Origin of the sequence: Serratia sp. CC22-02 (assembly GCF_900182895.1) — a bacterium.
Classification (GTDB): domain Bacteria; phylum Pseudomonadota; class Gammaproteobacteria; order Enterobacterales; family Enterobacteriaceae; genus Serratia; species Serratia nevei.
On the sequence record NZ_FXUD01000014.1, the window covers coordinates 1 to 15,920 of the forward strand.

At 54.3% G+C, this 15,920-nt stretch carries 15 protein-coding genes; all 15 read right to left on the reverse strand.

Going from position 1 to position 15,920, the window contains the following annotated elements; translation table 11 throughout:
- Window positions 1-102: 102 nt before the first annotated feature.
- Genes QOL81_RS24620 through pilN form a run of 15 tightly spaced genes read right to left on the reverse strand, consistent with a single transcriptional unit; the run spans window position 103 to window position 15,906 of the window.
- Window positions 103-582, reverse strand: a complete 480-nt coding sequence (locus tag QOL81_RS24620) for a hypothetical protein (protein WP_238476110.1) — start codon at window positions 580-582, stop codon at window positions 103-105.
- Between the two features lie 8 nt (window positions 583-590).
- Window positions 591-3,821, reverse strand: coding sequence for an LPD7 domain-containing protein (locus tag QOL81_RS24625; RefSeq protein ID WP_283440121.1), 3,231 nt, complete (start codon window positions 3,819-3,821; stop codon window positions 591-593).
- Window positions 3,822-3,834: 13 nt separating this feature from the next.
- On the reverse strand, window positions 3,835-4,134 hold the full coding sequence (icmT, locus tag QOL81_RS24630; protein ID WP_128884984.1) for an IcmT/TraK family protein: 300 nt from the start codon (window positions 4,132-4,134) through the stop codon (window positions 3,835-3,837).
- On the reverse strand, window positions 4,131-5,291 hold the full coding sequence (traJ, locus tag QOL81_RS24635; protein WP_147823519.1) for a plasmid transfer ATPase TraJ: 1,161 nt from the start codon (window positions 5,289-5,291) through the stop codon (window positions 4,131-4,133). Before traJ ends, icmT begins: the two co-directional genes overlap by 4 nt.
- A 13-nt stretch (window positions 5,292-5,304) precedes the next feature.
- Window positions 5,305-6,093, reverse strand: coding sequence for a type IV secretory system conjugative DNA transfer family protein (locus QOL81_RS24640; RefSeq protein ID WP_128884986.1), 789 nt, complete (start codon window positions 6,091-6,093; stop codon window positions 5,305-5,307).
- Window positions 6,090-6,548 (reverse strand): DotD/TraH family lipoprotein, encoded by a 459-nt coding sequence (locus tag QOL81_RS24645; protein ID WP_240039789.1) that lies wholly within the window; start codon window positions 6,546-6,548, stop codon window positions 6,090-6,092. The genes QOL81_RS24640 and QOL81_RS24645 overlap by 4 nt, the downstream gene beginning before the upstream one ends.
- Window positions 6,549-6,573: 25 nt before the next feature.
- Window positions 6,574-7,974 carry a shufflon system plasmid conjugative transfer pilus tip adhesin PilV gene (gene pilV / locus QOL81_RS24650; RefSeq protein ID WP_128884987.1) on the reverse strand — a complete coding sequence of 467 codons (1,401 nt, stop codon included), beginning with the start codon at window positions 7,972-7,974 and terminating at the stop codon, window positions 6,574-6,576.
- Window positions 7,971-8,639, reverse strand: a complete 669-nt coding sequence (locus QOL81_RS24655) for a prepilin peptidase (protein WP_283440122.1) — start codon at window positions 8,637-8,639, stop codon at window positions 7,971-7,973. The genes pilV and QOL81_RS24655 overlap by 4 nt, the downstream gene beginning before the upstream one ends.
- Entirely contained in the window at window positions 8,639-9,124 is a 486-nt protein-coding gene (locus QOL81_RS24660; RefSeq protein WP_128884989.1) for a lytic transglycosylase domain-containing protein, read from the reverse strand. The genes QOL81_RS24655 and QOL81_RS24660 overlap by 1 nt, the downstream gene beginning before the upstream one ends.
- 54 nt (window positions 9,125-9,178) lie before the next feature.
- Window positions 9,179-9,769: a type 4 pilus major pilin gene (locus QOL81_RS24665; RefSeq protein ID WP_128884990.1), complete on the reverse strand. Its 591-nt coding sequence runs from the start codon at window positions 9,767-9,769 to the stop codon at window positions 9,179-9,181.
- A 36-nt stretch (window positions 9,770-9,805) separates the two neighbouring features.
- On the reverse strand, window positions 9,806-10,921 hold the full coding sequence (locus QOL81_RS24670) for a type II secretion system F family protein (protein WP_128884991.1): 1,116 nt from the start codon (window positions 10,919-10,921) through the stop codon (window positions 9,806-9,808).
- Window positions 10,918-12,408, reverse strand: a complete 1,491-nt coding sequence (locus QOL81_RS24675) for a GspE/PulE family protein (protein ID WP_128884992.1) — start codon at window positions 12,406-12,408, stop codon at window positions 10,918-10,920. The genes QOL81_RS24670 and QOL81_RS24675 overlap by 4 nt, the downstream gene beginning before the upstream one ends.
- 5 nt (window positions 12,409-12,413) lie before the next feature.
- A complete protein-coding gene (pilP, locus tag QOL81_RS24680) occupies window positions 12,414-12,986 on the reverse strand; it encodes a type IV pilus biogenesis protein PilP (RefSeq protein WP_283440123.1) in 573 nt (190 codons plus the stop codon).
- On the reverse strand, window positions 12,973-14,271 hold the full coding sequence (gene pilO2 / locus QOL81_RS24685) for a type 4b pilus protein PilO2 (RefSeq protein ID WP_283440124.1): 1,299 nt from the start codon (window positions 14,269-14,271) through the stop codon (window positions 12,973-12,975). Before pilO2 ends, pilP begins: the two co-directional genes overlap by 14 nt.
- 3 nt (window positions 14,272-14,274) lie before the next feature.
- On the reverse strand, window positions 14,275-15,906 hold the full coding sequence (pilN, locus tag QOL81_RS24690; protein WP_147823522.1) for a PilN family type IVB pilus formation outer membrane protein: 1,632 nt from the start codon (window positions 15,904-15,906) through the stop codon (window positions 14,275-14,277).
- Window positions 15,907-15,920: the final 14 nt, after the last annotated feature.

Genomic DNA, 15,920 nt, shown 5'->3' on the forward strand with positions numbered 1-15,920 from the left:
AACTGGCTTTTTCATGGTGACTGTCCACGGGTGAACCCCGTCGCAGGTGAACTGGACGGGGGATCGCGTTTATGGCTGAACATCGCGCGAATGCGCGGTGGATTATCGGGAGAAAATATACCCATCGGAATTGCCGCTGTTGCCGGCCGATGTTGGCGCGACAGTAGCAGACTGGCTGTAGGTGGTTGGCGTGTAGGTTGGCGCCGCGTTCATCGAACGGGTTGTCACCAAACCGCCAGTTTGGGACGACAGGTCACCCCATGGGTCTATTTTACTGGGTATATAAGATTGGATCTTGTCACGTACCGCGCGGCAAACTTTGTCCTTGATGCCATTGAGGATCCCACTGAGATCACCAAATGTCGGTACTGTTATGGCCGTGCTGATACTACCCAGGCATTGCTGCAAGCCACCGGATACCTGGTTTTCACGCTGCGACCAGGCCTCGGCAGCTTTACGATCTCTTTCATAGCCCGCTTGCGCACCCACCTGCGCGGCAGATACCGCCCGGCAGTTGGCGGCGTGCGCCGATAGAGAAACATTGCCAATTAATAATGCGACCAGGAAAAGTTGACGGATCATGAGAGCTCCTATGCCCCTGGGCGAGGGAATGCGGTTGCGGGTTTGACTGTATTCTCCGGCACGTCGTCCCGGCGCTGCGGGGTGTGCGCCGGAGGCGTGTACTCGCGCGTGAACCCCAATTGTTTATGCAGCGCCGGCGGGCACTTTGCCGGCTCAACGAGAGGGGCATACAACCGCTCTTTTTCGCCTTTGAGATTGAACACAAAAGCGTTGCTAGCACCTTCCTCATTGTTGATGGCATTACCATGACCGATCGGTGTTAGGCCTTCAGGAGTGATAATGTTGAGCGTCAAATAGCGATGGCCATTGGTATGAGTACAAAGTTTGCCGAGTACTGGGTGATATGCATCCTGATATTTCACCATTCCCTGTACATAGTCGCCGAGCCCTTTGATCAGAAGCAATTTGAGTTGTTTCTCCGCATCCAGTGTTTTAATTAGCGCGGTGCCTGCATCCTGGGTGTGGGCCGGTAGAGGTGTAACTGCAGGACGTGTTGACGGAGGTTCGGTACCTTCCCCATTAGGTTTTAACCAGACCAGTCCGTGCTGCAGTGTTGGCATTGGAGGAATAGGCAGTTTTGCCTCGGTTGCCAGCTGGATCACCTGTTGCTGCAGTGCGTGATAATGCGTCGTATCATAAGCATGCAGCGCCGCCGGCGGCGCCAACTGCTGTTCGTTCCGAACTAATAATGAGGGGTCGATAGCCGGCTTTATTTCCCAATGGTTGCGGTGCGTGGTGATCTGCTCCGTTTGTTCTACGCCGTGTTTGTCTACCACTACCTTCCCTTGTGGGTCTCGCATTTTTGCCTCTACGGTGACCTCTTTGCGGCCGAGCCAGGTTAGCGTGACGATATCGCCTTTGGTCAAGCCACTCTCCGGTACTACCCGAGACAGTTCTTTGCCCCAGACAAACTTCTCTCCGTCTGCTGTACGCAGTTTGATGTAGTAACTATTACTCTCAGAGTTATCGAAGTTGTACTTGGCCTGTCCATGATCGAGTAATGTGCCGGTCAATCCCGCTTCTCCTTCAGCACGACTGGCATTTTGCGCCGCCTCTTGTGGCAGCGATACCGGTTGAAGCTCTGGCGGCAAGGCGTTTGCTGATTGCATCGAAACGGAGGATTTATTGGGTTCCGCTGCTTCAGGGACAATCGCGGATATCGGTGATCCCGCCGGTGACGGTTTGTCAGCGGGGGCGGGTTCGTCGGTGAGGCGCTGCCTTGCTTCCTCAAGCATCACCTGCTGCTGGGCGTTCTTCATTTTGAGGTCGAGGTTGTATTCCGCAATCAATGTGATGGCACGTTGTTTGAATTCGTCGCTGCCGGTGAGTTCAATACGACCACGGTACTGCTCTCGCGCAACCAACAGAGCACTCAGGATCATGGCGTCGTTCTGGCTGGCTTGGGCAGTCGCCATCAACAAGCGATCACCGTGGTCAACAAACGCCGCTTCGCCGGCAAAAAGATATTTCACTGAACGACCGTCTGCTGCCATTTCATGAGTGATCTGTTGCATTAAGGCATCCAGATCTAATGGTTTCGCCGCGCGCGTCTGGCTACCAATAGGCGTCTCAATGTGGATACCGTCGACTTCTGCAGAAGATGAAGTTGGATCAGCCTGTTCTTTTTCTACTGCAGGTCGCGGCGCCAGCCGACTGGCAAAAGAAACGGGTTTCTCCGGTACGGAATCTTCTGCCTCCGAGCTGGAAATAGGTGCAAAAGCTGTCGGATTTACAGGTTCTTTATGATCTCTAGATGCGGGCTGCTCATCTACAGAAGGAGGAGATGGAATAACGATAGGGGCAATTTCTGCCGTTTTTGATTTTTCTATAAGAGCCTCATTCTCCATGACGGCGTCTGCTATATGGCTGTAGTCGGTGAACTCGTTTGGCACATTGGCAGTGACGTGATCGGGCAATACCTGATCTGATGCTGATTCAACGACGTTAGGTGTAGGTTCAGAAGGTTCATCGGTAAGCACTGGCGGAATAGCTACGATTTCTGTGTCGTTAGCCACATGATCTGGTTCCGGGTTGGTCATCTCTGGTACGACCGGAGTATTTGGCATGGTTGCCTCTTGTTGATGAGTTGGTTTTAGCATTGCCTGCACCGGGGATAGCTGTTCGCTCAGTGCCGCCAGTCCGTGAGTAATATGTAGATCATTGAAGTCCGTTAGCTCCTGCCGGCGTTCCTCCGGGCTGAACGTTGGTAATAGAACCATGCCACCGGTTAGTGCCGCGGCTTCTTCTGCTTTTTCTTTTCCTGGATTTCCCGGACGTTTCGGCTTAGGCAAGTCGTCATCTGCTAAAAAAATCATGGGACTATCGGGGTATTTATTTTTCAGCGCGCCAGCGACTTTAACCAAGTTGCCGGAGTCGACGGTCATTACCACTGGGTGATGCAGTGCCATTGCGCCGCTGGCTGCGGTGGCGTATCCCTCTGCCATAACAATGGGGGAGCCATTCTTAAGCGTACCGCCGACGACGAAGAAACATTCCTCTTTCTGACCGTTTTTGGTCAACATCTTGGCGCCGTCCGGCTTTATGGTTTGAAGAGAACGAATCTCACCGTCGACGTTGCACAGGGGAATTTTCAGGTTACCTTGGCGATCGAGGCGCACTCCCGAAGATGCTTTGACCATTTTTCGTTGAAGATAAGGGTGATCATGGCTGGCCTGTGAGAGTTGTGCGTAAATGCGACTCTGGGTTTTAGCGACAACATTTTGTTCGTTTTTTATTTCTTCGTTACGCTTGTAGCGTTCTTGTGCTGCCAGCGCTTTTTGATGCGCCAGAACGGCCGGATCGGGTTTTTCCGTAGCCAATGACCAAGTGTGCCTCATTCCTCCGTCTCTGTGGTCGGCGAACCATCCGTTAATAAAACCGTTGAGGTGACCAACGTACACACCGGATTTTTTTCCCGGCTTGTCGTCCTGCATAGCAATTCGGTGTGTCTTGCCATCCATTTCCAGCATGTTTCGTCTATCAAAGACGCCGCCTAGAGACTCAATAAAATCTTGGAACTCCCTTTTTGCATCACCTTGCTTTTCAGGTTTGGCCAGTGTGGGATCGATGCGCCACTTAGCGAGTTTGCTGAGGTCAGCCCCAGGGTTGGCATACCAGGATTTAGCTTCGTTATCGAAGGTGAGGGCGTTGCCCCCATCCGGAAGTTTTCCCGCTGCGCGAAACGCTTCTTTGCGTTGTTCAACGGGGATCACCAAATAGGTGGGTTCGGTAGCTATCATGAGGTTTCCTTACTTATTCGAAAAACTTGCGATACCACCAGGGACGGCCGGTAACTGAGGTTCCGCGGAGTAGGTGGTGGAGACGCTGAAACAACACCGTTGGGGTTAATCCGAACAGGGACAAAATTTTGTAAATGCCGAGTGCGAGCAGGCAGAACATGAAAGTCATCATGGATGGCCAAATGGCGCAAAGCAGGAACAACAGGTACACCAGAACGGGAATACCGAGGATCGTTGCCGGCCGACCGCTGTCGAGCCAGGGTGAGTAGTCTTTCCCACCGCTGTCGATCCAGGGGGAATTGTTTTTGCTCATGAACCCTCCTTGTTTCTCGCAGTAAACAGCGGATAGCCCATGACCTGTTTCGCGGTCTCTTCATCAACACGCCCGGCGGTAAACAGTCGCCATGTGTGGTCAACAATGCGATGTTCCCGCGCAGCAAGTTCACCGTTAATCATTTCTGGCCAGCGCGAGTAGTGAACTTCACCCAATTTTCGGCGCCATGCTTCATCAAGCAGAACGTATTCCCGAACCGCTTGGCGTTTACCGTCGGTGGTCGGCAGCAAACGCTGAACGATCAGGAAACGTAATGCATCGAGAAGGTCGAAGGCGACTTGCTCGCGAGCATCGGCCGGCGCCATTAGGATGCATCGAGAAAATGCATGGCCAGGAGAAAATGCGTGCAAAGTGCTGAGTGTCAGGTGACCGGACTGGGCGCACGCTACTGCTGCTTGCAAAGTCTCCAGGTCACGAATTTCACCAACCCCGATAAGGGTCGGTGCCTGGCGTAATGAGAGACGGAGCCCGTGGGCAAAACTTGGAACGTCCCGGCCGATTTCCGACTGCTGGGGTCGTAGCTGCCAGGTAGGCCCACCGAAAAGGTATTCGACCGGATCTTCGTAGGTCACCAATTTCCCGTGCGGGTGAGTTTCTCCGTAGTGCTGATATATCGACGCCAACAGGGTTGATTTACCTGAGCCGGTCACGCCACAAACCAAACCGAGGCCATCGAGGGGCAACAGGTTTTGGCGCAGGTCGTCTTCCAATCCCAGGCTGTCCAATGGGGGGATGGCGGTTGGAATGACACGCAGCGTCACTGCCATAGCGGTATTAAGCGCGCCAATCGTAGCCTGAATGAAGTTGCTGCGAAAACGGACGCGCTCCCCGCGCGCCAGCCCGTACCGGCCAGTATTGTCACCTTCGAGCTGTAATGGCCGATCTGCGCCTTGGCCGCTTTGCACCATGGCCTTGATATCAGGTGTATAGATACTGTCGATCAGGTGTAACAGTTTGGCGTGATCCAGCGGGAACTGACTGGCGGTAACCTTACGGCCATGATGATCCACGACGATTTTGCTGCCGCTTTGCAGATGGATATCGGAAACTTTATGGCGGTAACAATGGATGAAAAATTCACGGAGTCTGTCGGGGGTAAGCCCCCCGCTGAAGTCAAAATCGGTGAGGGCTATCATCAATGCTCCTGTTTTATTGTCGGGTGTTAACCGTTGGCTTCCAGCGCTTTTTATCCAGCTCGAATCCAGCGTGCTGTTTGAGCTCACGGGTACGATCACCGATCGTCACCTTGTCGCGGGAACCCGTGACTGTCTGCAGCTGTTCACTGACGACCGGCGGGGTAATGATCCCTTGCTGTAGCAGCGTGGTGTAACGCAACATGCCGGTGTAATCGCGCGTCAGGCGGTTGAAATTGCTCTCGAGCGTGCGATCAGCGCTCTCGCGCCCGTCCTGCCAACCTTTTTCTACCGCCGCGCGCCACACCGCTTCTTCATTTCCGTTCTTTGGGCGGATGTCAGTGGGAATATCAGTATTGATAGTCAACCCAGCCAGCAAATACTGTCGCCAGGTGGGCGGATTACTGACGAACCTTTCAGGGAGCAGGATGCTGTAAGTCTTATTTGCTGTGCGAATCTGCCTGTCAGTAATGTGTGCCAACGATTCTGAAGCAACTATGACCGGCGGTAACCAACCCTGACGGCTAATCAGTGGTGCGAAGGTGTACATTCTGTTCAGTGCGTCGTTTTGGGCGTTTAAAGCTTGCTGCAGCTCCCAGGCGCGCTGCGCTTTGCCGCCGCGGAACCCCACGGTCTGCCCAGCTTCGTTCATCAGCTGCCAGAGAGTGTCGTTCAATCCATGTTTATCCGGTGCCTTTGGCGACAAGTAAGCCCCGATATCTGGGGGCGGGCCCCCTTCCAGAACGGCCGCACCGGCCGCCGTGCTGAGCAACCCCAGCCCGAGGGCAAGAGCGAGTTTTTTCATGCTGGCATTCCTTTTTTAAGGGGCAACATAAAGAACAGACGCAGCTCATGCGATTGCTGTTCAAGCTGTGCCCGCCAGTCTATTTGCGTTCGCACAAGGCGGAGTACTTGTTCGAAGGTGACGTCGCTGGCATGCAATGTGAGTGGCAACGGAAGTCGCACGCCGGTATAGGCGAATGACAAGCCGCGCATGTGAGCCAGTTGGCTGAGCAGTTCGATGGCATCACCATCCCAATCGACAGTAATGCGTTGTGAATTGGCGGTGATCTTGGGTGTGAATAAAACTGGGCGCACTTGGTTCAGCGCCTCAGATTGATAGAGCGTCGCTGTGATGTTCTGGATTGACTGCGCCGCGGGAGTGACGGCCGCTGTTGGAGTGACAATAGAGTGCGGCGCTGGCGTACAGACGCAGCCGCTTAAACCGAACAGGGCGGCGATCATAGGTAAACGTTTCATGAGAGGATGTCCTGCGAGATATGAATTATTGATAGCTGAGAACGTTAAACTGGCCCGGCCCGCAGCTATGAGCTGGTAAAGGGTTGGAGATCACGTTGTAGCTTGCACCCGCCGGAACGGCGAAGGTAATGGAAGTTTGTTTCGCCCATTGGACGTTATTGTTAATGCTGCTGGCAACATTCATGCCGTTTACGGTTGCCTCTAAAGCATAAGTGTTAATGCAACTGCCATCCTCAACATCCCATCGTTTGGGCGATTGGCCCCCGCTCGCGATGATCCAAAGCGTCGATGCCCCTTGGTTCGAGCCAGAGAAAATACCTTCGTGATAGCCCAGACTTTGATAAGCACCGTTGCTTTTCCCTGTGCCGCGCCAGACACCGTTTTGACAGACAAGCAGACCTCCGTCAGGCATGCGGCCAACCAAGCCATTTGGCCAACAACCGGTGTTCTCTTGTGCTTGGCCATCAAGCTGTAGATATTCGCCTACTGAGGCTCGTCCATCGGCTCGAACCGTTCCGCCTTTGAGCTGGCCACCGGTGTAGATCCCTTTATTGTTGACTGATCTGATCCAGTCGTTGTCGTCCATATAAAGGCCACCGCCGTGGTCTTCGTTGAGCCAACCTTTTCCGTGTTTTGTGATAAGCCAGCCCCCGTTAGAGCGGACATCCCCGTTGGCGCCAATCCAGCCGTCTGACCAGACGTTTTCCCGTGCTATCAGGCTTTTCCCGTTAACGTTATTGGCACTGTTTAGATCGTTCCCCCCCATATCTATAGCGGTGTGCATTTTATTTAGGTCTGGTCGCCCGTTGACTTGATAGCGGTATAGACGGTCACTCTCTTCAGTGCCTCCGTCTAATATATCCGACGTCAGATACGCAACCAGATGGCCACTTTGGCCATTCAGTCCCATATTAGACAGGTTGACCTGCCAGCCTCCGCCGGCGCCGTTGGCAACATTGACGGGTTCGATATACCCCCCCAAGCCAGACGTGTTCTGAGCGATATAGCGTTGGCCCTTGAACGTAATATTTTGACCGCCGGCAGTCAGTACAAAGGCGACCAGTTTGTCGGTTTGCGAAGGATTGCGTGTCACGGCAAGAATATAGGTTTGGGCGTTGTTGTTGGTCAGAGAAAACCCTGCCGGCAAATATCCTTTGTCGCGTAGGGTTTGACCGGTTAGCGTGACGTTGCCGCCCCCTTTGACCTGATTCAGCAAGGTGTCGTAGTTATCTTTCACGTATCGACGAGCTCCTTGGCTCACTGTGCTCAGGTGCGTCGCGGTGACGACCCATGTTTGTTCTTCTATATAGTTCGAATATCTTTCCAGCCCAATAGGAGCGGCAATCAACACGATCGCCAGAACGATGGCCATAGAAACCAGCGCACCCCCACGGTTGATACGATGAGTGGCAATTTCAGCAGTCATAGGGCACCTGAAGAGAGCAATTGAGGGGAGCTACCGGCTACAACCGCCAGTAACATGAATAGCCAGGGAGCATAAGGTTGAGTCTTTTTGTTCATCAGTAATGCCCCTGCGATAAACAGCAATAATGCACATCCGCTCAGCACGCTGGCGAGCTGCCAGGGAAACCAGGCGCTCAGCGCGGCGATCAAATGCACATCGCCCATGCCGAACCCTTCTTCACCCCGCAGATGCTTGGCGCCGTAGTGAAAGGCATAGAGGAACAAAAACATGCCGATACTGCCTGTAAGTGCCTCAGTCAGGGTAAGTGCACTTCCTGGCATCACGGTAAACAGCAGACCTGTCAGCCAAAAACCCGAGGTATATCGCAGCGGTAGCCAGTAATTGCGTAAATCGAGCAGTACCATGGGAATGCCCCAGGCCAGCAGCCCCAGAATTTTGACGGTACCTAACCAGGGATGGCCCACAAGGGCCGTTGTTGCGATCAGTGCAGTACCGGTGCCGACGAAAACTATTGTGACGCCTCTGATCTGCAGCCGAGTGAGGGGCGGACCATCATGTTCAAGCAAGAATTTTTTCGCTCGATGAACCAACGGCAGGGTGCCAATAAACAGAGTGGCGCCGGCGCATACCATCAGCAAAGAGAACTTCAGGAGATACAAAGCCATCAGGCAGCACCTCCTTTCAGTTTCATGTACATCGCATACACTTTCCGCGCGTAAATCATACGCCTCGGACCGTTGTTATCTGCGAATCCGGCGTTATAGGAGCCGAGGCATTGCCAATTTACCCCGCATTGTTTGAGGTGCTTTGCCAATATCCAGGCCCCGATCTGCACGTTGAGACAGCTGTTGGTCAGCAAATCCTGCTCACTGCGGATGAGGCCCAGCGCACGCAGCTGGGGAATATGTCGGTCATTGATTTGCATCAGCCCGAAGTCACGGCTGGTAACTCGTCCTGCTTTATCGCGATTTTTTCCAATGGCTTGAGGATTTAGGCTGCTTTCGACAGTCGCCATTGAGCGAAGTAATAAAGGGTCAACTTTATAGCGCGCACCCGCCTCGTTAAAACAGAACGCCTGTGCCGGCAACGAGAAAAATAGTGCCCAGCCCAGCGCCAGACAGGCCAGGGCTCGTTGAAAGGAAGACAACATGAGAATGCACTCCAGATGGAGGCCGGCAACAGAACGTTGCCGGCAGGATGGGCATCAGGTGTTGCTGGTAAAGGTAAGGGTGTTCTGACCAACAGATCCTTTATCGGCAGTACACTGCGCCCCCACGGCGCTGGCAGCGATCGCGCCATTCGTCGATGTGCCGTTTACCATGGTGGTAACAACACTCGGCGCTGCACTCAGTTTGGTGGCCAGAGTAATGCACGCCTCTTGAGGAACGGCCGCGTAAGTCAGAGAGAAGGAGGATTTCTGCCCACCGGCCGTTGCCACGGGTTGCACGGTGACAGCGCCCCCCCACAGGTTTTGCAACTTGGCGCTACCCGAGGATTTGGTACCGACAACCGACATGTTGGCCGGCGCCCCCCCGAACTGGATCAGCGCACCGGTCATGGCGTCAGCGGCGGCAAAATTATAGATGCCGGATGTTTTCAACATGGCGCGGGTATTGGTCATGAGCTCCGCAGCATTACTGTACTCTGTGTTGCCATCGTTACGATTAAACAGACCGCCACCTTGTGTGATAGCGACAGCCAATACAGCAAGGACAATAACAAACCAGATCATTGCTTCAATCATAGTTATTGCACCACGGTTGACAGCCGAGCGAGTGTTTTGCGTGAGTTCCATTACTATTTCCTTTAGGTATCGTAGAGAGTGGACGGTCTAGCGTGTGCCCACGAGGTCGTTGAGGTTTTGTGTGGCCAGAAGGATCAGGATCATGTAGCCAGCGTTGGTGCCCAATGCGATGTAAGAAAGCAAAGACGCCGTCCGCTTGATCCGGGCTACAGTTTGCACAAGCCAGGCACGTGCAAAATTTTCAATAATGATTTCAGCGTTATCGCCGTCGGTCAGCAGGACCAGTTTGTCGATAGCACGCGGGGAGGGGAATCCGTAGCCGGCATTGCGCAACGCCAACCCGAGGTGGTCACCTTGCCTAACCTGACGCTGGGTAGCGGCCAATCGCTCATACAACCAGGGCGGTGCATAACGGCTCAGCATGTCGATGGCATCCTCCGTCTTCACCTGAGCACGCATCAACGCACTGAAATTAAGTAAAAAACCCACTCCCAGCACGTCGCGATACACGCTCCACGGCAATAGACGATCTAAAACATGCTGCCGCATCGTTCCAGTCAAGTTCGGCATTGACCAAACGACGAAGCCAATCAGCAGGAGTATCAACCCACCAAGAATAATTGCATGATTGGCAAAGAATTCTGAGATGGTGCTGAGCCACCACAACGCCCCAGTCCAATTATCTCGGCCAGACAATGACTCCAGGCGGGGAAGGAAATAGACTGTGACCATCTTCATCATGGCAAACGAGATTGCCAGCAACAGCATCGGGTAGGCCAACGTGGACACCAATGCTGATTTCATATTCGCCATGCCCTGCACCACGGTGATCGCCCGGTATAAGGCAGCAGCCAGGTTGCCGTCCTGAACGCCGGAACTGAGGATGGCGGCCTCCTGCCTGGGTATCCAGGACGCCAATCCCTGGTCGACTGACCGACCCTGACGCAGGGCACTGAGCATATCCTCCAGACAATAGACCACCGGCGGGCGTTTCTTGCCGAAGCTCCCTATCATTGAATTGATGGCTTTCTCAACTTTGAGGTTGTTGTCGAGCAGGAAAGCCAGATCCTCGTAGAGCGTCAGGCGGTCAGCGGTTGAGAACGTCTTTTGCGCCAACCAGCGCCCTACCGCTTCATTCATTGTTTCCGATGACGGCATCCTGTCCCGTAGCGCCGTCAACCGTTCGCGCAAACGGGAAATCATGATGCAGCCTCCGGGGGTAATAATGTCAGGCTGTCCTCGTCCAGCGGGCTGATATAGTCCGCATCAATCGGGTCGACCAATCCTTCATTGAGATAACGCATCAGGTGCTGACCGCGCGTGATACCGCCCAGCTTGTTCACCCAATAACTGCGCGCAGCCAGTTTGCCCTCATGGCGAAACAGCTCCATGAATCTGGCATCGGGACGAATGACTTCAGCAATGACCCGCCGGCCGATTACGCCTTTGTAACAGTGCTCACATCCCGCAGGATGGCGAAAAGCCAGCTTTTCGACCTGACAAAAGCGTTCAAGCAGCGCTCTTTTCTCCTCTCCCAGACTTGCTCTGACCGCCTCCCAGCGTTTCTTGCAGTGAGGGCACAACAGCTGCACCAGCCGCTGCGCGATTAAGCCAATCATGACTTGAGGGTCGGCCACCTGGCCCATGGGGATACCCAGAGTATCGGTCAGGCGATCAAGAATGCCGACCGCATCATTCGCATGCAGCGTGGTTTCCACCAGGTGTCCTGACTTGGCCGCCGTCAACGCAGACTTAACCGAGTTGGCATCACGAATTTCGCCGACAACCATGGCATCAGGATCTAGCCGTAATGCGGCAGAAATAGACCTGACCCAGGCACGGCTAACAGCATCCGGATCGTTTTTATCGGCAATGATGGGGGTTTGTACCGCCCCGATAATCAACCCTTCCGGAGGATCTTCCAGTGTCATCAGTCGTTTTCGATGCCCGGTAAACGACAGGTACATTTCGCTGAATGTACGTAGGGAGGTACTTTTCCCGGAACCGGTTGGGCCGGACAGGGTGATGACGCCTTCAGGGCGCGCCAGCATACGGCGAATAAGGGTTTGCTGTTCCGGTAGAAAACCCAGTTCGTCCAGCGTAGGCGGCGTTTTACCCTCATCGGGTAAAATGCGCATGACCACATACAGACCGAATTCTGCCGGCGTATGTGCATAACGCGCGCCGAAGAGCTGAAGCCCTTGCAGAAACTCTTTACGCACCCGCCCATCCTGAGCGCGATTGGGGTTAAAACTCTTCTCGGCCACATCGCACATCGACATCACAATCGTTGACGCCAGCGTCATCCCTTCCGCGCAATCCAGCGTTGTCACCGTTTCAAGATCGCCATGAACACGAAACTGCACCACCGTCACATCATTCATCCCGATCAGCAGATGAATATCACTGGCGCCTTTCATCTTGGCATCCTTGAAGAAGCTAATAATCTTCGCCTGTTGAACGGAATATTCGCTAGCGTTGGGGTTCTCAGTGAGCTGGCTTTGCTGCAACTCTTTCAGCTTGTCGAGCTGAACCCGCTTAACCTGCAGTCTGGGGTATTTTTTAAACGCGCCGGCAATCTCTGACGTGACGGCCAGACTATTATTGTGTGCGTCAGATACATACAGCGTTGGGGCATCGGTATTGGCCAGATCTAAATGGATATAGGTTGAACCACGTTTCTCATACATATGGGTTACCCCGCAAAGGAAAGAGAGACCAGTGTTTGGTTCTTCCCGGAGACCACGACTTCATTGATGTTGATCCGTTTAACAACGAACTCCGTACCCGGGATACGATTCCCCACCTGCACCGTAACCTGATTGCCGTTGCTGAGTGCCAGCACGGCCGTGAATCCTTTACCCGCTCCGGTGATCTCCACAATCTGCGGTGGAACAGCATCTTGCACCGCGCCCTTGACCTCGGATTTGTTGTCCTGAGAAGGTGGCGCCGGGTTGAAAGGCTGATCCAGTGCACGGTCATACCCGTTCTTTTGCAGTTCATTCAGCGCCTTGGCCCTGGCCAGCTGGAGCTCGTACAGCACTGTCTCTGCCTGGATGACCTCTAGTTGCCCAAGATTTAACGCAAGCCCAGCCTCCGCGCGCGCGAACGTGGTCGGCAGAGGAAGATCCGCTGTCGTGGGTGGCTTCACCGTCGGTGAAGCGGGCGGGGCCGCCGGTATGTCAGCGACCGGTGCGGCGAAGACACTAGGTGCAATCAGCACTAGGCACAACGCCCAGGGCGTTACTCTGGATTTAGCGGTTGGCATACAGAAGTCCCTCAATGGTGTATTCCAGACGGTTGTTTTTTAGCGTGGTCGTGATGCTGGACGCCCTTATTCCACTGCTGTTGAAGCGCGTTGGTGCAAACAACCGATCGGGCGGAATATCAGTAATGAACGTGAAGCTGTAGGTACGCCACGGCAGATTTTGTACGTCGCCCTGTGTTAACTGCGTGCTTACGTCTACTTCGCTTAGGCGCAAGCGCGCATTGATACGCTGGGCATAACTGGTTAAGTGCTGAATTTGTTGGCTGCCCGGGAGAAGATCTTCGGGATGTTCAGGAGGAGAAAGTGGCACCGGTAATGCAAAAGAGGCGTCGTCTGCGCTACCGGGAATATTAAAAACGGGTTGAATATCTGAACCATAGAGCACGGGTAACCGCAAGGCAAAATCCCCTACGGTTCCACCGTTCGGCAAGGTGTAGTGCAGTATGATTTTTCCCTGCGCATCACACGTTGCTGTATTGAAAACCCAGCCTGCAATAGAGATCTGTGCGTCTTTCCATACGCGACTGCAGGCACTGAGCATCGGTGGAAACCGCGGTTGTGTAGCCCAGGGTTTCAGGTTGTCGGCCGGGGCCTGTTGTGCCATCTGTTGCCTGGCCATCAGCGCGGCCTGAGCTGCTGCTATGCGCGCCTCTTCCTGGTGTTTCTCCCAGGCTGAATAACCCACATATCCGGCGCCCAGGGCCACTACTGCTATGCCCCAAAGCCACAGCACCTTCGGGTCATGAGTCTGACTCAGCCGGGCCCGGCGCAAACCGACCTTGCTATCGACCAAGTCGGTGAGCGATTTATCTTCCGTGTCTTCCCCAGGAAAGAAGCCGCCAGGAGCATATATCATCCACCCCGCAGCAGGCGCCGAGGTGATCGCCAAAAAATTGGACACCGCAGTGCGTATAGCCGTTTCATCCCCCACGATGTCACCGAACGGGGAAAGCATGCCGTCACTGACAGCGACGAACCAGTATTGCCCGTTGGATAACGGGAAAACGCCATAACACGCCTCTGGCAATGCCGGCAGAACCGCCAATGCCATCGATGCTATCCCGCCTCTTTTTAGTGCAGCCTGGTCGGCGAGGTTAACAGTGCCCAGCAAGGTGCCTTGTGCCTGGCCGTCACCAGTTGGCAATGCTGCCCAATGCGTAGCCTTGGCCTCCTTAGCACGCAAACGCATGCTGCGGCGTCCGCGCAGCGGCAAATACTGCCAGTGCAACCCGGCCACAAGCCAGGCTCTCCCATTCTGCAGCGTATAGGTCGTCTGTTGTTTCATGGCTTATCCCAAAATGACAGGGGTGATAAGAATGACCAGCATGGTTTTGTTATTTTCACCGTTGGCGCCGCCGCCAAGTCCAAAGAAACGGAAACTGCCGACGCCCTGGCGATTTGCGGTGTTGTTGAGAGATTGGTAACCACTGAGCACCAATGTTTGGCCGGATTGCATAATGACGCGCTGGGTAAAGGTTTTGAGGCGTGTTTTCATCAACTCTACCGACGTTTTTTCGCTGGTGAACGTGCGCATGGTCGGGTCATCTGACATATTGATCGCAAACTGCAGCTGCATTTTTGGCGACTGGGGCATCAGGAACGGCAGCACGGTCATGTTGAAACCGGTGGTGATCGTGGATTTGGTGATACTGCTCGATGAACCGACGTTGGCCGTGTTCTCCGTAGTGACGTTGGACGCATAGTCCTGCTGCAGTGCAACCTGGATCGGCACAGCTGACAGGTTAGTGGTCATGCTCGAGGCCTCTGTCATCACGCTGACGTTCGCCTGTTCCGACAGGGCTTTGATAAAGGCTTTTGTGCCCGCCCCTTTGCCATCAAGAATTGACACCCCGCCATTCAACGCATCGGAAGCCGCACCGGTAAATCCATTGGTCAGAGACAAGCCGACACTGCCACTGTTGAATACGGCGTTCCAATTAATGCCGTATTGATCCTGAGTGCGTTTTTCGACGCTGTAGACTTGCACGTTGAGCACGACCTGTCGGTTGAGCTCTTTATTGCGGTCTTCCAGATAACGGCCTATCTGCTCAAGAACGCGCGGTGTATCCGTCACCGTCAGGACGCCGGCGGACAAATTCATGCGGCCGGTGCCGGGCGTTAACATCGACTTAATGGTATTGGTGACGTCCTCGTAAAGGCTGGATTTGATTTCCATTTCAGTGGCCTGAGAGGTATTAGAGTCACCACTGAGCCCACCGCCGCTGCTGTCGCCCGTCGCCCCCATCGATGAAGTGGTGCCGCTCACGGTTTTGGAGCCAAAACTCGCCTTGCTGTCCATGAACATGACCGGGAACGTCCGGGTATCGAGATAGAAAATGGCGATCCGGCCCTGCTCATAACGCCATGACAACCCCAGGCGTGTGGTGACATTATCAAGCAATCCTCCTAACTCCCCCTGCCAGAACACGCCCCTGAGCGCAGTGCCACCACTGACGACCGGCGCCGCGCGGGCAGATGAACCGCCCAACGTGGCTAATGGCACCAGCCCATTTGGGTCAGGCGCCGGGATGGGGCCACTTATCTGCTCAGTTTTGCCACCAGTCGGCGCCAATATAGCCTGCGCATCAGGCGTCACCACCACCGGCAAGCGACAACGCTTACTGATGAAAGCACTGACTTCCGCCAGCGTGATGCTCCCTGGGCGATTGATGGCCACAGCGCAAGGAGGAAGCAAACTATTGCTACCAGGCTGAGCATTTAACGGGTAAGGGTTGATCCACTGAGAGGTTAAATCCCGCACCACAGAGCCTTGTTTAAGGGCATGCAGATGCTTATCTGCCTGAGTTTCGTCCCGTGATACTCGATTATCGATCTTATCGATGCGCTCAAGCGGCGCACAGCCGGAAAGCAGCAAACACAACGTCGCCGCCACCCCGGTCAAGGGGAGGTGTTTTTTCATTGTTAACCTTATGA